The organism is Gimesia fumaroli (assembly GCF_007754425.1).
In the GTDB taxonomy this organism is placed as follows: Bacteria; Planctomycetota; Planctomycetia; order Planctomycetales; family Planctomycetaceae; genus Gimesia; species Gimesia fumaroli.
In genome coordinates this window covers 2,310,644-2,328,407 of sequence record NZ_CP037452.1, presented here as the reverse complement: position 1 = coordinate 2,328,407, position 17,764 = coordinate 2,310,644, and the positions used below count along the sequence as shown (strand labels likewise).

Genomic DNA, 17,764 nt, shown 5'->3' with positions numbered 1-17,764 from the left:
GGACAGAAATGAGGTCCCCGCAAATGTTGATTAAAACGTGCATGCCGAAACCCTTCCAGACGGAAATCATCTAATCGAATCAGATTCCGGAATAAGGTATGAGTTCCCCTGGCACGTGGGGAGTCCGCAAATAGGGTCGATATTTGGCACATCCGAGAATTCAAATCAGACTCCTGACGAGCTTATCGGATGGCGACCCGCCAACTATTTACTTCAGTATTTAGCACCAACACAAGTTGGAGATTCTGCATCGCTGTTATAGTTTGCCCAACCTCTGTCGTCTATCGGCTCCGTTAACTTGCATCGGTGACACCACCTCTGACCATTGGTTGAGGGTGAATTCGGGGGGAAGTCCAAGACCAATTCTCGGCCGACTATCACTCATTTTAGTAAAGCTGAGAGCGTACATGTGCAATTTCTATGGAGTCTACGCACCGCGGTTGCAGAAGAAACAGTATGATCAGAATCACTACGCCGCTTTGCGATAGTAATAGTTCAGAAGGCCACCTTTCGTCCAGACTTCCACAGTGGTAAAGTCGATAGCTGCTAATACTTCCCAGTGCGCCTTAATGAAGGTGCTCCATTTTGTCTGGCGTTTCCGATCTGGTGCTGGCTCAATACACTGCTCTTTAAGAATTTTCGCACTGATTCGTCAGAGGTCGTCTCACCCACATTTGCAAAAGGGATAGTGATCCGGGCTCGGTTCAACACCTTCTTACTTCAAAATATTCCATATCCTGTTCAGTACGCTATCACTGAACTGGGGCAACGGATTGGAAACTTCTACCGAATCGAATTTCATCAATATCGGTAGAGTAGCGAGAAATAATCGACAGTTCATCAAAGCGGAAGTCAGGAACGGTAAATTGAAAAGTCGCATCGGTGGCTATTGGTTCTGCGTTGAGTTTGGGATTGATCCACACATCTACTTGTTCGTTTCCAGGACGAAAAATAATTCGTGTGACTAGAAACACAACTTCTCCTGACGGGACATTGCTGGCTCGCAAACTGACTTCAGCGCCATTGAAAAGTCCGACTGCTGCCCAGTTACCAGAAGGGACGGAAGCCAATTTACCAATCCGAAAACCGGCTGTCTTAGTCCCCAGTTGCAGATAAGCAAAACGTCCCTCGCCCGCGCTATCGAATGATTGTCCGAGAAAACTGAACCAGAGAACTGTTCCATCAGTTCCCAATCCCTGTTCGTCTGACATCATCTTCGGGAACATTGTAAGATCGAGTCGCCGAGATGTGCTGCTCGTTGGACCGGCTGCTGTTCTCATCTGTCGACCGATCGATTGAAGCACACTCCCCTCAGAATCAGAGTATCCCAAGGGACCAAACTTGCGCATGTCTGATGGCTTCCAAGCTGGAATTGCAGGATCACCTACGATGATGGCAACCTTAGAGCCTGATTCTTGCCAGGGTTCTTCCCAGCCAATGCCACCGGATAAACCCTGCAGTCCTCCTGTGGTTGGCCAAAAACTCCCGTCTCCAGAAGTGGTATTGGAAGAAGACTGAGGATAGTCGAATCCCTCGTATAGAAATAAGCCAGAAATTGACTCTTCATTTATCGGAAAACTGAAGTAGATGGCACAACATGCGATGGCAAGCCCGCAAAAAAGGATTGACGTAAATTTCAACCAACGTGCTCTAAAGGGGCCTGGCATAGATGCAGAATATGTAGAGACCTGAATTGGTGTGTGAATCCAATCGGTCTTAGTAGACACCTTTAAGTCTGTCTGCGGCATGGAAGGAATTGATCCAGCCTGCAGACGTTGATGAAGATAGGTATGCAAAAATATTCGGTGAAATGCATCATATTCGTGCTCTGGTTTTTCACGCAGCCAGTTTGCTAAAGATATCGCCTGTTCCTGTGAAAGTTTCTGAAGGTCTAAATGCGCATCAATCAGTTCCAGAGCTTCTGCATCATCCATTGGTGACTTGCTTTCTGCTCAGTATATTCTTCACACACTGTGTCAATGCAGACCTGATCCGTGATAAGGAAACCCGCACCGAACCAGGAGTCAGACCAAGTTTTTCACTTATATCCTGAGGTTTCATCTCCTGAGTATATCGTAAATGTAATAGTTCACGGGAACGATCTGTCAATTGACTCAAACAATTTTCCAAAGCCCCTTTTTCTTCATCGAGATTCAGTTGCACGCGGGTACAAACCTCAGCTACTGCATCAATCGATTCACCGACAAATACGACCGGAGTTCGTTTCTTTGATCGATAAAAATCAGCAATTTTCATTTTCGCCACCCACAATGCCCACGGCAGAAACGGTCTGTTCTGATCATATTGATTAAAGCGAAGTGCCACCTCAGCAGCGACTTCATGTAACAAATCTTCTGCATCAGAAAACTGAGGCGTCGAGGAGACGATAAACGCCAGCAGAGACGGTTGCGCCTTCATCCAGTTCCGTGCCAGCAATTCGCGAGATTGAGCCTGTAATAATTCCTGATTAGATTCCCGGCTGGTTTCTTGTTTCAAATTTTGAGAGTTATCCATTTGGAAGTCCAAGTTTCAAGGAAGCAAAAATAACGCAATATTGAATAAATCACTAAAAATAAAATCGTACATAATTTGGCTCATCTTCAATTTATACACAACTGAATTACGACTTACAAAGTTAAGATTCGGTTAACAGCCAAAATTCCATGATAACAATTTGACTGTTCTGCGACATACAGATATTGCGAGGCTGATTGATTTGAAACTGGCTCAGATCTAAAACTTTTGAGAACGCATAACCTAAATATCTGGATTGACTAGGCGCTATAAAAAATAGCATTCACTAAGAAATAAACGGCCTTTTATCTACAAACTTAAATACCCCGAGGAAGAATATGTACACTTCACCCCGATCTCTTGGTCTTAATCGCCGCGCGTTTACATTGATAGAACTATTGGTCGTCATCGCGATTATTGCCGTTTTAGTCGCATTACTGCTTCCCGCTGTACAGCAGGCTCGAGAAGCCGCGCGTCGCAGCAGCTGTCAGAATAATATGAAACAACTTGGTTTGGCGCTGCATAATTACCATGATGTCCATCGAGCTTTCCCTCCGGGAAATTATGGTATGCGATCTTCTGGAGTCTACAATGGTGTCAATTGGCGAGTCATGATTTTGCCCTTTCTTGAACAGAGTTCTCTATACGACAAGCTTGACTTCAATAGCAGATTTGATGGAGATAATCTTACCGGATCCAATGTTGTCCTTTCCGGATTAATTGTTCCTGTCTATCTGTGCCCATCGAGCGCTTTGGATCCCTTTTCCGACCCGCATGGCCGTAATGATGATCGGGCAATGAATGCTAGCTATGTCGGAATCTCAGGCGCAGCTCCTCCCCTTCCGGGACCTGACACCGGGTATTCAGATTGTGGTTATGGATACGTGGCAAATAATGGAATGCTGCTGACCAATCAAATAACAAGAATGCGGGATGTGAGAGATGGTACTTCAAATACCATTATTGTCGCTGAGCAATCCGGGCTCACAGACGGTCGAGAACTTACTGCCAATTACCGTGGAGGCTGGCACGGAGCTACTCTAACCGAAACAGCTGATAATTGCGTAGCAAGTAACAAAATCTGGTTTGCTGGAACTACGACTGTGCGTTACGTCATCAACTCAGATTTCATTGGTTCAGGCAACAGTTACCAATATCGATCAAACACAACTCTTAATTCATTTCATACAGGAGGAATTCAAGCCTTGCTTGCTGATGGTTCCGTTCGCTTTGTCTCTGAAAACATCGACTTCACTAACTTTAAGCGTGTATGTCTCCGTGCCGACGGTGAACCCCTTTCCTCTTGGTGAACCATACGAATTAGTATTTTCATTTCCCCTCAGGTAGTGTTTGGGGAGATGTACTTTTCTCTTTTAGCAACCACTATTTAGCAACCACTATTCAAGTCTTTTGAACTTCCATGAATAGTAAAGTAATGAGTCGACACATGCAGCCTCTCACCTTCCGCTCAAGAATTCCTGTTCCATTGCTGATTCTAACAGCGTTTTTGTTGTCAACTTCCGGATGTGGTTCCTCAGAACCATCGGGAACAGTCATTGGGTTGATCTCTGCCAACCATGCTCCTGTCCCTGGAGGCGTTCGCATTTGTTTAATGAGTCCCCAAACGGGTTACGCAATCGCGACATCGATTACTGAGAATGGGACATTCCAATTTGGCAAGTCCATACCTGTTGGAGGATACGTCGTATTTGTTTCCGAAGAATTTGGAAATGAGGAACCCCCTGATGGTGATTTTATTCCCCGGCAATCCGGAAAAAAAAATCTGGTCGGTTTGAAGAAATTAATTCCCGCAAAATACTGGAACGAAATCACATCCAATTTAAAAATAGACGTCCAGGAAGGGAAAAATGATGTCAACATCGAAATCCCAGCAGCATCCTAACCTGAGACAAACTGGGTAATCGATAGACACCAGTTAGTTTTTTACCATGGTGAATTAGCAACGGATAATCAGAAAGATATTTCCTTGACAAATCATTACTCATTTGGGCTGGGACACGTTTGGCTGTTCCGGTCTTTCTCATTGAAGCGAGCCATCTGGTTGAGCATGATCCTGTTCTGTTTCATGATTTTTAGCATAATGTTTTACCCGTCTGCCCAGGCTACAACCTCGACAACCGAATTACGGGTTCTCTGTTATAATATTCGACACTGCGCCGGTAGCGATGCACAAGTAAACTACCACAGGATCGCTAAGATTATCCTGTCTGTAAAACCGGACATTGTATTGCTTCAAGAGGTAGATCGGAAGACAGAACGGATTCAAGGTGTAGACGGATTGGCCGTACTAAGCCGATTGACTGGCTTGAAATTCGTGTTCGGAAAGAACATTAATTTTCAGGGAGGTCATTATGGTAATGCCGTCCTTTCCCGACTTCCAATTTCCAAATCGATCAATTATCCACTTCCCAGTCCACAGCCTGGAGAACAGCGAGGATTGCTCTGTGCACACTTACAACCACATGCTAACCGGGGAGGTAAAGTAACAGTCTGCTCAACGCATCTGGATCATCGCGCTGATAATGAGAATCGACTGGCCTCAGCAAAGTACATCAATCAATATGCCTCTGACCATCCTGAGACATCGATCATTTTGGCTGGTGATTTGAATGCTAATTTCGACAGTATTGTAGTCAACGAGTTGAGAAAACAATGGAAGTTGACTAACAACACAAAACAAAATTCCTACCCGGCATCCCAACCCAAAAAACAGATTGATTTCATCCTTTTCAATAAGCATTCTCAATGGAAAGTGAAAGAGTTTCGAGTTCTGAACGAACCTTACGCATCAGATCATCGTCCTATTTTCAGCGTCCTTGAAAAGCTTCCGGACTCTTAGTGGAATAGCGGCCCCTCGAGCATATAAACTCTCAATTTAAGAAGCGGCTCTGTGAGCAGCCCACGATGTCAATACACACCGGAATTAAATTTTCAATCGGAGATCATTCTCACTGACCAGGAATGCAGCGTTACAGAAGTAGTCGGCGTATGGTCAATTTACTCAGCCGCGCGATAAACTCTTTCACGATTTAGCTTTCTACTCAGTTGAGACCATCCATTCTCGGCCGATCGCCACCCATTTTGGTAAAGCTCATGGTTTTCAAGTGCAATTTCAATTAAGTATACGTACTATGATCGCAGATAAAATACACCGATATGATCAGAATCATTACGCCACTTTGCAATAGTAATAGTTCAGTAGGCCACCGAGTCGTTCGCAGCACTCAATCTCACCAGCACTTTGACCAACTTCCTCTCCCGGTTCAATCATCTGATGATTGAGTCCCTGGTGGTTCCGCTCTTCGTGATAATGAATCAAGTATTCTTTGACTGCATTTCTCAACGAGTTTTCACCAAAGAAAATCATTCTATCGAGGCACTCTGATTTGAGTGAACGAAAGAATCGCTCAATAAGAGCATTCAGATTAGGAGAGCGTGGTGGCAAAACAATCGGCTTAGTACCTGATTGGTTTAAAATCATTTGAAATGACTCAGAAAAAGTCGTGTCTCGATCCATGATTATTTTTTGCTTCTCACGCAAAAATCCTTCGGCCTCATCTGACAGGTTTCTGGCGATCTGTTTCATCCATATTTCATGTGGATTCATTGTGCAACCAGCGAAATGAACTCTGCGAGTTTTCAGTTCTATCACAAACAGTAAATAGAAGGTAACAAGACCACCTTTCGTCCAGACTTCCACAGTGGTAAAGTCGATTGCTGCTAATACTTCCCAGTGGGCCTTAAGAAAGGTATTCCATGTTGTCTGGCGTTTCCGATCAGGTGCTGGTTCAATACCCTGCTCTATGAGAATTTTGCGGACCGATTCGTCAGAGATCTTGTAGCCCACATTTGCAACAGCGTCAGCGATCCGGTCATATCCCCAAGAAGAGTTTTCTTTTGCGACTCGAATCACGAGTTGCTTAACCTCATCAGGTAATCTGGGTCTACCTGATTTTCTCTTACTTCGATTTGAACAATCCCATTTCTTGGTTACCAACTTTTTATGCCAACGAAGAATGGTATCAGGTGTAAACAGAGTACCAACCTGTTCGAGTCGCTTACGCCCCAAAATCTTTCCTTTAACGGCGAGTCTTCGGCGCTGGTCGTCATTTAGTAAAATGCGTTTCTTACCGTGTTTTTCTTTTAGAACCTGATTCTCAGTTCTCAGGTATTCAATTACTTCCTGTTGCTGCCTGTTAACCTAACCAGCGATTATAGTGAAGAAAAGTTGCCAAGGTTTCAGGATAAAGGTCATAGACAGCCCAACAGTGTAAAACGGATTCTGAAAATTTAATGAGTCAGTCTGATTCTTTGTAAAGTCGACTCTATTTATTAACGCTTATAACAACAAGGTAGAATCAGGAACGAAAATGTGTAAAGGGATGCACTGTGAGAACAACAATTGTAGCCTGCCAAGTCATTTGAAATCCTTTTATTTTAGATCAGAATTACTTAGAATCTGGAAGTTGTTATTTTTGTAATTGCCGTTTCCCCGACAGAAGTACTTCATGGAGGAGAAAGATAATGCGACTACCGGAAGAAAAAATCAAACAAGCTATCCTGCATTCCGAATTACCAGTTCGAATACAAGCACTCCAATACTTCTCTCGACCATTCTGTGAAGACACCACCATAATGCCGCTCGTGATTCAAGTGGTTGAAAAGTATTGCCGTGAGTCTTCCTTACGTTTCATCAATGAAGCTCTGAGTCTTCCACAGACTGAATCCACGATCCAATGGTGTCTGGAAGAACTACAACAGGAGTTTGCATACCAGGACGATAATCAGGCTGATTATCAATATGCTTCTGCTCTTTCAAACCTACTCGCCCAGGCCGATCCATTGCTGATACAAACCAGGAAGTCGGAGATTCTGGGACTTCCTGGCTTCCTGCCAGAATTCGGTTCTGCTCTTTCTGAACGAGTCCACTTGCTTACTGAAAGCCCTGAGGCTCTTTGGAACAAACTGAGAGATTTTTGTGAACAGGAGAACGAGAAACAATATCTCTCTGAAATGGATCTGCCCCACGCAAATCGGATCGTAGAAGCGTTGGGACGTGGCGGTGACATCGTTGCCGGCCAAGTTTTGATGATGCTGAATGAGGACATCGACTATTCGGAAAATAGTCCAAGGGCATTAATACAGGGATTTGTCCTTCGTTTGGCGGGTGAACTTCGACTGACAGCAGCGGTGCCATCATTGATCGAAGCACTCAAGGAAGATGATGACTGGTTCAATGAAGAATGCCAAACAGCTCTCATCAGAATTGGTGGAGATGATGTAGCCAATGCTCTCGCAACTGAGTTTTCCACTGCAGAATGGCATTTTCGACTCCATGGCTCCAGTATACTGGAGCAATTACATACCGACCTTGCCATCCGAAAGTGCATCGATCTTTTCGAAGAGGAAACCGATGAGACAATCGTAACACATCTCGGACAAGCGGCGCTCTCACATTTTTCAACAGAAGCCATTGAGCCGGTGCGACAGTTTATCTGCGCAAGTGAAATTGATCCAGAGATTCTTGATTTGCGAGAGAGCCTCGTTTCAGTTTGTACCGTCTTAGAGATCAAATTTCCCGAATTCGAAGAATGGAAGAAGGACAACGAAGAGGCTGAGGCACTCCGCAAGAAACTTTACCAGGAGAAATACGGAAGTTTTTTTGGTGTGTCAGATGACTCGATTTTGGATCTTATAGCAGACACTGGTGCCTCAGATGCTGATGCATTAACTCAACCAGCGTACGTACCAGATACAATCATAAGGCAAAATGCCCGAATTGGCCGGAATGATCCCTGCACTTGTGGAAGCGGGAAAAAATACAAGAAGTGCTGTCTGAAAAATCCCAATGAATCTTCTCGGCTCAATTGAAAACTCAACCAACTATTTAGTTCCTGCGGCCTATGAATCAACTCGCCTTCTAGGTTAAGAGTAGTGATATCATAAGAAGATATCATAAGAAATATGATTACTTTATTTACAGATCGACTGAATAACCGCAAAGAACATTTACCCCTCATTTCCCAGATGACTCCCCATACTTTGGCACGCAATTTGCGCCATTCTCCTACAAAACAAGGGTATTCTGCCAATTCATGCCATGCTTATAGGGGAACCCGATGGGTGACAGCCAAAACGAGAATTTGCGGGTTGGTTTTGACAGCCGTTTGAAGCTGAAGTTCTGCGGCAGTCAGGTCACCACCGATGCGGGACTGCTGGCTTACCGGGAACTGGATGAAGCGCTCGGTCTGACGGAAATGGGCGGAGATGTGCTGAGCGATTCACGCCAGGGCCGCAACAAGCAGCACCAACTTGTGCCGTCGTTACGTCAGTCGATCTACAGCCGACTGGCAGGCTACGAAGATGTCAACGACGCCGAGCGGATGTGTGTGGCCCCGGCACTACGTCACGTGGTTGGTGGAAGGGCGACATTGCCAGAGAAGCAAGCGGCATCGAGTAGCGAGGTGGGCCGTTTCGAGACGCAGATACTCAGCACGAAGCGCAATCTCACGGCACTGATGAAGCTCTCCTGCCGTACATTCAAAGACAATCAGGCGCGGCTGCAACTGTTCTCCTTAGCTTATAACCTCGGCAACTTCCTGCGGCGACTGGTGTTGCCCAAGCCTATACAGAACTGGTCGCTGACGACGCTGCGGGAGAAGCTGATCAAGGTTGGGGCCAAGGTAACCCGGCATGCCAAGTACGTATTCTTTCAACTGGCCGAAGTGGCTGTGCCACGGAGATTGTTCGCCGCGATTCTTGATCGGATTGCACGACTGGCAATTCCGCCGCCGGTCACGCATGACGTGAAGTGGAAGTATATCAAATAGCGAAAAACGGGGTTCCTCACAGAGAAAGTCTGCGCAGAAACCGTGTTGACTACTGAAAAATGATTCGCTCGGCAGCGATTTCCGGATCTCAACAACAGAGGGACAACAAAAGTGGCGAAAAATCATTTCGTTTTAGACACGGGGGACCGCAGTGGTTACAATTAAAGACAATCCATGCCTGGAGTGGTTTCAGGCTGATCCATATGGGAAATCTCGGTTTATAAATTGGAATGTCATACTTTTTCGCAACGCCGCGAGAGAGATCACGGTCGGTAAACTGATCGCCATAAAAAGAAAGCACATCACACTGCGGGTGCTGGATCTTCCCATTAAACAGATACGGCCCGAGGAAGGGATGCAAAATATGATACGCGTGCGAGCAAAAAAGAACTGTGTATAGATGGCAGCGACCTGCGGCCGCTTCGTTTCCGCGGCACTAGCATTGGGTGACAGCCAGTTCAAACCAGCAGACCCCGCCATCGCAGCGGCTCCCAGTTTCAAAACATCACGACGAGACAGAGAATCCGGTAGGTTCGCATCAGACATCGGGGCAGACTCCTGTGGTGGGGCAAAACAAGGCGAGACTCTGCACTCTATCGCATCAGATTATCTACATGTCTCCACCCGTTTTTGGGAAGGAGGGGACTTCTACGTGAATTTTATTGGAGATGAACAAGCGGTTTCACTTAAAAACCAGACACGATTCTATTTTGAACTCGGCCGATCAAGATCGCTTTTGTTGAAACACCGGGCAGACCAGTTCAATTTATAAGCATCGTTTCTTCTGCTGGGTGTTCTATCGGTCCATTCAGGCATCCTGTCGTAAAAATCGACGATTCCTCTCAGATTGAAATATCTACAAAAAACCCTTTTTTGCTCGGACATCAAATTATTAATGATTACTTAATTATTCTGTATCTCCATACAGGACTTTAGTTGGTACACGAATTGCTGCCGCTATGGGTTTCAATCAACACGTTCATTTGAAGTTTAATACCAAAACAATCTCGACTTTGCATCAGTTATGAAATTACATCACTCAGCGGGTCCACCTGAGCGAATTCGCGTTGCGTTCTTCATTCACAACGAAGGCATTGGGCGCAGACAAGCCTCGAATGCCATCACCGGTGTGACTTCAATTCAAAACCAGTCGGATTTTGAACCTGCTTTTCGTCTGAATCTGGCAGACCGATTCAGAAAATCTCTTGTACGGAATCCTGCACGAAAAAGATCCGTTACACCCACAGCTTTAATCAATCAAACGAAAAACCTCGCATGGGTTCGAGTGATGCACGAACAAACAAATGTCTTTGCAAAATCGGTCAGTGGTTTTGCACGAATGCGAAATATTGATCCGACAGGCATAGAGTCTATTTGAATTTTTTTTGCAGTGAACAGCGCTTACAATTCCTGCCCGGCCAATTTATATTTTTGGAATTCCATAATGACCCAACAAAATTCATCCCGCAAACAGAGACAAGCATTTACGCTCATTGAATTATTAGTCGTGATTGCCATTATTGCGATCTTGATCGCGTTACTCTTGCCAGCCGTACAGCAAGCTCGGGAAGCAGCGCGCAGGTCTTCGTGTAAAAACAATATGAAACAGCTTGGCATTGCGTTGCACAACTATCACGAGATTCACTCCGTTTTCCCCCCTGGTTATTTACGGCGCGATTACTCCATCTCGACGTTCGCAGGCCCCGGATGGGGTTGGGGAACCATGATTCTTCCTCAACTGGAACAAGCGGGTCGCTATAATCAGTTAAGGATCGATGAACAGGATTTGACAGGCGACCCGGCAATTATTGCAATCACTCAACCTAAAATCGATACGTTCCGATGTCCGAGCATGCCTGGCGGCACGATCAATGAAAAATTGAAGTCTGATCCGGCAGATGAAGGACATTCCATCTCAAGCTACAAAGCAATTTTCGGAGACCTGAATACCCAGTACAACTACTCGGGCGATAATTGCTCATTATATGCGGGTAGTTGTATTAGTGGTGGGAACGGCGCTTTCTCGCCCAATAGCAGTGTCAAATTTCGGGACATGACCGATGGAACCGCCAATACTTTACTTATTGGCGAAGTACCCTACGGCCTGAACGGAACAGTTAATTCCAGCGGTACGAAAATCGATTATCGGGGATCTGTCTGGGCAGGAGTTGATCCGGAAGGATCGCGGAGCAATGTGGCAGTAATCCAAACATTCCGTGGCCTGACAGGGTCTGGTACTCCAAGCACCAGCTATCGAATTAATGGGACAAACTCCAATGCCTTCGGCTCACACCACACGGGGGGCGCTCATTTTTTGATGGGAGACGGAAGCGTGCATTTTCTCAGTGAAAACCTGAACAATGCGACCATCAACCGTCTCGCCGCTCGAGATGATGGCGAAGTCGTCGGTGAGTACTGAGTCTACCAAGTTCGATGCCTTAATCTTGAGCAACAGAATTTCGCATGAGAGGCTAGCGGCAAATAAAAGCCGCTCGTCTCTGCGATTTCTCGGCCCAGTCGGTAGATACGAGGTATGTTTCGCGTTGAGCCGACTTAAGTTCGACTGATACTCTTTTGCAACAGAGAAACCGACTTCTATGAATAGATCATTTTGGAATCAGAGAGTCTCCCTTTCGTGTTCTCTCTGTTCGAGTTTATTGACGAAGACCATCTACGCGGGCATTGTAGTACTGATGATGCTCGTCGGCTGTGGTCAGGAACAACCAACCTACGATCTTGTCGCGGTCACCGGCAAAGTGCTACTGGATGGAAAGCCGGTAGAAAATATCCGTGTGGAGTTTGATTCCCCGGTCGGCGCCCGCGCGTTTGGTATGACGGACAAGGATGGCGCTTACCAACTGGAAACGCCTGAGTATGGCGAGGGGGCGCCAGCGGGCGATTATCTGGTTCGCGTGCGAAGATCCAAGCAAACCGCTCCTTCGCTAGTCATTCCGCTGGCATACGATGATAATGGAGTCGAACGGGTGACGGTCAGTAATGATCAAGGTGCCCTGAATGAGTATGTGTTCGATCTGAAAAGTAAACCGGATCAAGCTGATCTGTTAAAGACCAATGAGGGAGAGCAATAATCAAATCGCCGCCTGCTCAGACATTTCTTGTGGGCTTGGTAAATCGTTTTAATATATCAGTCCGGTAACAAAACGGGTTGATGACTACACGAGTTTATAAAACAGGATAAGACTGAAATATGTTTGACAGAAAATACTGCCTGGTGATGATTCCGGCTTTATGGATTGTGGTTGTTTTAATGAGCGCCAATTCTCACTTGAACGCCTGCACGACTGCTGTGATCAGTGGTCGTGCGACCGCGGATGGGCGACCGATTCTCTGGAAGAATCGAGACACCAAATCAGGACGACATAATGAAGTCGTCTTTATGCAGAAGGGAAAATATAAAGCGGTCGCCGTTGTGAATGCCAATAATTATAAAACGGTCTGGATGGGCGTAAACGAAGCTGGTTTTTGCATCGAAAATTCGCTAAGCCGCGATTTGCAGGACTCGGAAAAAAGTAAAGGACCGGGAAATGGCGGCTTGATGAAACGGGCATTGGAAACGTGCGCCACTGTCGCTGACTTCCAGGCATTACTCGATAAAACGAACGCTTCAGGGCGAACGACCGTCGCGAATTTCGGTGTCATAGACGCCGCAGGGGGAGCGGCTCTCTTCGAAACGGGTCCGAAAGAGTACGCCTTCTATGACGCGAACGATCCCAAAGTCGCCCCGCACGGATACATCGTGCGTTCCAACTTTTCAATGACGGCGAATCAGCTGCCGGCAAACCCAGACTTCAAAACGATTCGCAAGATCTATTCATCCGACCGATATTGCCAGGCGTGCTCGCGACTGATATCGCAAGAATCGAAGGGGATCACCATCGACTATGCCGTCCAGAATTTGACCCGGGATCTGTCAAGCATCAACGGCACCCCGTTTCCGGGATCAATCAACGGCGCCGCAAAGAAATTGCCCGCCGTGATCGCCACAGACAAAACCATCAGCCGCACCACAACGGTTTCTGCAGCCGTATTTCATGGCGTCAAACCGGGAGAAGACCCTCTGCTGACAACCATGTGGACGATTCTTGGCGATCCCAAGTTTTCCATTGCCGTCCCCTGTTGGGTGGCGACAGAAGAAATTGCCGATCCACTGACGGACAAAAATGGAGGAGAGCTTGGGGAAATCGCGATCCTGCTTCGTGAATGGAATCTGAACAAGAATGCTTCCGGCGTGATCACAACGCACTTGCCCTCCATCTGGAACGATCTCTGGCCGACAGAAAAACAGATTCTCAAACAGACGGCTCAAGCAATGCAGACCTGGAATCGAGACGGTTTGTCCAAACCTCAAATGAAGGAGTTGCATCGTGAACTGGCTGAGCTGGCCATGAAATCAATGCAGAAGGAACTCCGTGAAATGAAACAGATTGCCCTTTCGATGCCTGCTCCCAAGCCACCAAAATTCAAGCCTGTGACCAAGACGATCGTTGTGCCTTAATTTACTTGAACCACACATTAATCATTATAAAATCATACCTAACCAATATATTCAGAGAGAACGACCTCATGCAGCAATTATCAGTTTCCCGATTCCGTTTCCTGAGTCTTGTTTCTGTCATGGTTTGCCAGTTGGCATGGACCTCCTCTTCTCCTGCCGAACAAACGGCCTCGCCTTTGGTTCGCGTGGCCATCTACAGCCACTCGAAAAAGGCAGGAAAGGGACCGAAAAACCTGATGCGGTTTCTGACTCCTGCCAATGGTTTTCAAAGTGAAAGTGTCAGTCCGGAACAAATTCGTAATGGTGTGTTAAAGGACTATGACGTGTTAATCATGCCAGGCGGCTCAGGTAGTCTGCAATCAAAAAAACTGGAAGCAGCCGGCTTGAAAGCGGTTCGAGAGTTCACCAAAAAGGGAGGGGGATATGTCGGAATTTGCGCCGGTTCTTACCTTGCATCCTCGCATTATCCCTGGTCGTTGGGATTGATTAATGCCAAGGTTTGGGATCGATCACACTGGGCACGAGGGCAGGGCACCGTTCGCATTTGCCTTTCACCGGCCGGCAGCGAAGTCCTGGGCGGAGATCAAAAAGAGTACGACGTTTATTACGGGCAAGGCCCCTTGCTGGTTCCCGATAATCAACCCGATTTACCAGGGTATGAGGTACTGGCCAAATACGGGACCGAGGTCGCGTTAAAGGGCGCCCCCGTCGGTGCCATGAAAGACACCCACGCAATTATCCGCTCCAAATATGGAGCCGGACGCGTGATCTGCTTCAGCCCTCATCCAGAATCAGCCAACGGCCCGAACTCGCTGATCGCTTCCGGTATTTTCTGGGCCGCGGCTCCCGAATAGTCTACCAAGTGTCAGCGACTGTCTTGGATTCTGTCAAGAGGCAAGTAGTGTTTGGCGTTCGGTTCAAAAAGTGTCCGGATATAAAAATCGTTACAGAAAAACACTTTGTGATGAATTCCAATCATCCAAGACTGTCGCTCTTTGTGATTCACTGTCAACAGTCACAAAATATCAGCCAATCGCGCACCACAAAACGTGTGATTGAACAATTGAAATCTCGTCCCTGGCCAATTTAAGCCGCTTTCCGCTCAAACGATTTTACTAATCCACCGATGTGCGGAATTACTAACACTTCTTCAGGTGACAATTTCTCAATCTCGTCTGGTATTTTTTGAATCGGTGGAAGATGGTCCCGCGCTGTGTGCGAGCGACAAGTGTTGTAATACGAAGTGAACTCACAGATCAGATAATCTAGATGCTGTTTGCCGAAAATGATAAACTTCGCCAGGCATTCCAACTTGATCGTTTCAATGAATCGCTCACATCGTCCATTCAGATTCGGAGATGCTATCGGAAGAGGGTTTGGCTTGATGCCTGATTGTTTCAAAGTCTCAGTGAATTCCTTCGTGTATTTTCCATCCCGGTCATGAATAATCATTGATGGTTTAATATCTCGCCCCCTGCTCTGCTCTATGAATTTCAGAGTTTGTTCACAAACCCAAGCTGAGTTGGGATGTTCCGTGGATTCAGTGACGATTGCTTCTCGTGTTTGTAGGCAGAGAAACACCATAACGTAGAGATCACGAACTCCTTTGGTCGTTACAGATTTCACGGAGAAGAAGTCACAACCCCAAAGTGTTTCACCGTGCCGCTTGAGAAATTCATTCCACGAGTCGGAAGTGCGATCTGGGCCGGGTTCAATACCTTCTTCCTTCAAGATATTTCGTACGGTCTGTCGGCTAATCTTCTTGATACCCAACTTTCGAAGCTCTCCAATGATACGGGTATAACCGAAACCGGTTTCAATGGCAATTTTAATGACTAACTCTCGTAGTTCTTGCGGCTTCCGTTTACCCCCTTTAGGATTCTTGGGCTTGGGTCTGCCATTCTTACCGTCTCGGACCCACCGGGCAAATGTCGCTGGACTAACAATTGAAATTAATTCCTCAATCGCTCGTCCCAATACCTTGCCGTATTTCAATAGAATCTGTCGTTCTTCGTAAGTCGTATGGATTTGCTTCGGTAGTCTTGAACGCAGAATCGCATTCTCATGTTTTAGATATTCGACATACTTGGCCAGTTCGTTATCGGTGGCTGAGGCGATTAAAGCGAGTAGTGGGTGGAAAATTCTGCTCATGGGTGTATTGTCAGTATGTGGTAATAATGGAAGCGGTTACACATTCGTTTTACCCCGCTGAGCAGCTGAGAGAAAACAAAAAATCAACCTGAGAATGTGAGATTTGAAACCACTTCCAGATGACCTGTTCAAATACCATAGATTGCCTGATCAGAACTTTGAAGAAGCCTTCGAACCTCGAACCTTTAGTCAGTCTATTTGAGAATTCCCCCCACTTATCCCCCCACTAATACGCATTATCAAAGCATAAGCAAAGTATTGTCAAAGCGTGGTAGAAGTAAATTGCCCTGAAATACAAGCCTTTGTGAAGCGAAAGCAAAGCATGGTTAAAGCTATTACGGTCTTCGGAACCGGGGGGTGCAGTACGGTTATCGGCGGTTACAGCCCCCTTTCATCGGAAGACGTCAATCACAACCTCTCTACATAGGGGCAAAATGTCCCACTGGGGTAGATTGTCGCGACATTGGGAAGGAAAACTGTATTCTCGAATTGAAATTCCTTCTTAAAACCTTGAAAAACCTGAGGCTCAGAAAAACCAAACATTTGGCATGTCAAATGCTATCACTTAAACAGGTACTGACAAGCCGCGACATTTACCTTTTCCGAGACCTGAGGAGTTTAAATATGACAAGTCCATCAACCACTGACAATAATTATTCCGAGCTTAAGGAGCGGATCAAGCACTTGACTGAGGAAATTAAAACCCACAGCGAACCGTTTCAGCGGATTGTGGGACAAGTCAATCACGTGCTTGTAGGGCAGGAAAAGTTAGTACACCGCATGTTGATCGGATTATTGACACGCGGTCATCTCCTGATTGAAGGAGTGCCGGGACTCGCCAAAACAACCGCTGTGGCAAGTCTGGCGAAAGCCATCAATACCGACTTTCAACGTTTACAGTTTACTCCTGATTTACTGCCAGCCGACCTCATTGGTACGCAAGTCTACCGTCCTCAGGATCAATCATTTGTGGTTCAGAAAGGCCCGATCTTTTCTAACCTGATCCTCGCGGATGAAATCAACCGCGCCCCGGCCAAGGTGCAAAGTGCATTGCTGGAGGCGATGCAGGAGCGACAGGTTACCATCGGCGGAGAAACATTTCCTCTCGAAGAGCCGTTTCTGATCCTGGCGACTCAAAATCCCGTCGAACAGGAAGGGACCTACCCCTTGCCGGAAGCGCAAAGTGATCGCTTCATGCTGAAGGTGGTCGTCGACTATCCAAATCGGGATGAAGAGCTGCAGATCCTGCGTCGCATGAGTAAAACCGCTACGAACGTCGAGATCAAACCGGTAACCTCACCTGCTGAAATTATGCATGCTCGCAAATTGATTGATGAGATCTATGTGGACTCGAAAGTCGAAAATTACATCGTTGACCTGGTCATGGTAACACGCAAGCCGGAAGCCTATGGGTTAAACCTGGATGGCTTGATCCAGTTCGGAGGCTCGCCCCGCGCAACGATCAACCTGACACTGGCAGCTAAGGCGAATGCCTTCCTGGCGGGTCGCGGATATGTGAAACCGGAAGACGTCAAAGAGATCGCACTTGATGTCTTACGCCATCGCGTGATGGTCACCTATGAAGCAGAAGCGGAAGACCGTTCCAGTGAATCGATCGTCAATGAAATTCTCGCTCACGTCCCCACTCCCTAGGTTGAACAGCAAAATAGCGCATGTTGTCCGGCAGCGAGCGCAGGTCAGTACCATCAATGGACGACCTGCGCCCTGCCCT

General features: G+C 46.6%; 15 protein-coding genes. 10 read left to right on the top strand and 5 right to left on the bottom strand.

All coding sequences use genetic code 11. The features are described from left to right. Positions 1–752 precede the first annotated feature (752 nt). Complete coding sequence (locus Enr17x_RS08910) at positions 753–1,934, bottom strand: hypothetical protein (protein ID WP_145307932.1); 1,182 nt, start codon at positions 1,932–1,934, stop codon at positions 753–755. Then, complete coding sequence (locus Enr17x_RS08905; RefSeq protein WP_145307930.1) at positions 1,927–2,514, bottom strand: sigma-70 family RNA polymerase sigma factor; 588 nt, start codon at positions 2,512–2,514, stop codon at positions 1,927–1,929. Before Enr17x_RS08905 ends, Enr17x_RS08910 begins: the two co-directional genes overlap by 8 nt. A gap of 338 nt (positions 2,515–2,852) precedes the next feature. Here Enr17x_RS08905 and Enr17x_RS08900 point away from each other — a divergent pair, with 338 nt between their 5' ends. From Enr17x_RS08900 to Enr17x_RS08890, 3 genes are all read left to right on the top strand, one after another. Further along, positions 2,853–3,824: a DUF1559 domain-containing protein gene (locus tag Enr17x_RS08900; RefSeq protein WP_145307928.1), complete on the top strand. Its 972-nt coding sequence runs from the start codon at positions 2,853–2,855 to the stop codon at positions 3,822–3,824. A 137-nt stretch (positions 3,825–3,961) separates the two neighbouring features. Then, positions 3,962–4,417 (top strand): carboxypeptidase-like regulatory domain-containing protein, encoded by a 456-nt coding sequence (locus tag Enr17x_RS08895; protein WP_145307926.1) that lies wholly within the window; start codon positions 3,962–3,964, stop codon positions 4,415–4,417. Positions 4,418–4,615: 198 nt separating this feature from the next. Further along, on the top strand, positions 4,616–5,374 hold the full coding sequence (locus Enr17x_RS08890) for an endonuclease/exonuclease/phosphatase family protein (protein ID WP_198001046.1): 759 nt from the start codon (positions 4,616–4,618) through the stop codon (positions 5,372–5,374). A 330-nt stretch (positions 5,375–5,704) separates the two neighbouring features. On the opposite strand, the gene Enr17x_RS08885 is transcribed toward Enr17x_RS08890, so the two are convergent. Next, complete coding sequence (locus Enr17x_RS08885) at positions 5,705–6,604, bottom strand: integrase core domain-containing protein (RefSeq protein WP_198001045.1); 900 nt, start codon at positions 6,602–6,604, stop codon at positions 5,705–5,707. 860 nt (positions 6,605–7,464) lie between these two features. Here Enr17x_RS08885 and Enr17x_RS08880 point away from each other — a divergent pair. Next, positions 7,465–8,406, top strand: coding sequence for an SEC-C metal-binding domain-containing protein (locus Enr17x_RS08880; protein WP_198001044.1), 942 nt, complete (start codon positions 7,465–7,467; stop codon positions 8,404–8,406). Positions 8,407–8,654: 248 nt separating this feature from the next. Beyond that, positions 8,655–9,365, top strand: coding sequence for a transposase (locus Enr17x_RS08875; RefSeq protein ID WP_145307918.1), 711 nt, complete (start codon positions 8,655–8,657; stop codon positions 9,363–9,365). A 189-nt stretch (positions 9,366–9,554) separates the two neighbouring features. On the opposite strand, the gene Enr17x_RS08870 is transcribed toward Enr17x_RS08875, so the two are convergent. Further along, positions 9,555–9,911, bottom strand: a complete 357-nt coding sequence (locus tag Enr17x_RS08870; protein ID WP_145307916.1) for a twin-arginine translocation signal domain-containing protein — start codon at positions 9,909–9,911, stop codon at positions 9,555–9,557. 898 nt (positions 9,912–10,809) lie between these two features. On the opposite strand from Enr17x_RS08870, the gene Enr17x_RS08865 reads away from it, so the two are divergent. The 4 genes from Enr17x_RS08865 to Enr17x_RS08850 all read left to right on the top strand — a co-directional run bounded on the left by Enr17x_RS08865 (position 10,810) and on the right by Enr17x_RS08850 (position 14,735). Continuing rightward, the gene (locus Enr17x_RS08865) at positions 10,810–11,784 is read left to right on the top strand and encodes a DUF1559 domain-containing protein (protein ID WP_145307914.1); all 975 of its coding nucleotides are present in this window, start codon (positions 10,810–10,812) and stop codon (positions 11,782–11,784) included. Positions 11,785–11,962: 178 nt separating this feature from the next. Beyond that, on the top strand, positions 11,963–12,454 hold the full coding sequence (locus Enr17x_RS08860; protein WP_145307912.1) for a DUF4198 domain-containing protein: 492 nt from the start codon (positions 11,963–11,965) through the stop codon (positions 12,452–12,454). A 119-nt stretch (positions 12,455–12,573) separates the two neighbouring features. Then, positions 12,574–13,881, top strand: a complete 1,308-nt coding sequence (locus Enr17x_RS08855) for a C45 family peptidase (protein ID WP_145307910.1) — start codon at positions 12,574–12,576, stop codon at positions 13,879–13,881. A gap of 68 nt (positions 13,882–13,949) precedes the next feature. Beyond that, the gene (locus Enr17x_RS08850) at positions 13,950–14,735 is read left to right on the top strand and encodes a BPL-N domain-containing protein (protein WP_145307908.1); all 786 of its coding nucleotides are present in this window, start codon (positions 13,950–13,952) and stop codon (positions 14,733–14,735) included. Positions 14,736–14,967: 232 nt separating this feature from the next. Here the strand turns inward: Enr17x_RS08850 and Enr17x_RS08845 are convergent, their stop codons facing one another. Further along, the gene (locus Enr17x_RS08845) at positions 14,968–16,032 is read right to left on the bottom strand and encodes a DDE-type integrase/transposase/recombinase (protein WP_145307906.1); all 1,065 of its coding nucleotides are present in this window, start codon (positions 16,030–16,032) and stop codon (positions 14,968–14,970) included. 624 nt (positions 16,033–16,656) lie between these two features. Here Enr17x_RS08845 and Enr17x_RS08840 point away from each other — a divergent pair. After that, positions 16,657–17,685 carry an AAA family ATPase gene (locus tag Enr17x_RS08840; protein ID WP_145307904.1) on the top strand — a complete coding sequence of 343 codons (1,029 nt, stop codon included), beginning with the start codon at positions 16,657–16,659 and terminating at the stop codon, positions 17,683–17,685. Positions 17,686–17,764 lie beyond the last annotated feature (79 nt).

Coding starts and splice junctions, on each gene's coding strand:
- Enr17x_RS08910 (WP_145307932.1), bottom strand. CDS start 1,934: ATGGATGATGCAGAAGCTCTGGAACTGATTGATGCGCATTTAGACCTT.
- Enr17x_RS08905 (WP_145307930.1), bottom strand. CDS start 2,514: ATGGATAACTCTCAAAATTTGAAACAAGAAACCAGCCGGGAATCTAAT.
- Enr17x_RS08900 (WP_145307928.1), top strand. CDS start 2,853: ATGTACACTTCACCCCGATCTCTTGGTCTTAATCGCCGCGCGTTTACA.
- Enr17x_RS08895 (WP_145307926.1), top strand. CDS start 3,962: ATGCAGCCTCTCACCTTCCGCTCAAGAATTCCTGTTCCATTGCTGATT.
- Enr17x_RS08890 (WP_198001046.1), top strand. CDS start 4,616: ATGTTTTACCCGTCTGCCCAGGCTACAACCTCGACAACCGAATTACGG.
- Enr17x_RS08875 (WP_145307918.1), top strand. CDS start 8,655: ATGGGTGACAGCCAAAACGAGAATTTGCGGGTTGGTTTTGACAGCCGT.
- Enr17x_RS08870 (WP_145307916.1), bottom strand. CDS start 9,911: ATGTCTGATGCGAACCTACCGGATTCTCTGTCTCGTCGTGATGTTTTG.
- Enr17x_RS08865 (WP_145307914.1), top strand. CDS start 10,810: ATGACCCAACAAAATTCATCCCGCAAACAGAGACAAGCATTTACGCTC.
- Enr17x_RS08860 (WP_145307912.1), top strand. CDS start 11,963: ATGAATAGATCATTTTGGAATCAGAGAGTCTCCCTTTCGTGTTCTCTC.
- Enr17x_RS08855 (WP_145307910.1), top strand. CDS start 12,574: ATGTTTGACAGAAAATACTGCCTGGTGATGATTCCGGCTTTATGGATT.
- Enr17x_RS08850 (WP_145307908.1), top strand. CDS start 13,950: ATGCAGCAATTATCAGTTTCCCGATTCCGTTTCCTGAGTCTTGTTTCT.
- Enr17x_RS08845 (WP_145307906.1), bottom strand. CDS start 16,032: ATGAGCAGAATTTTCCACCCACTACTCGCTTTAATCGCCTCAGCCACC.
- Enr17x_RS08840 (WP_145307904.1), top strand. CDS start 16,657: ATGACAAGTCCATCAACCACTGACAATAATTATTCCGAGCTTAAGGAG.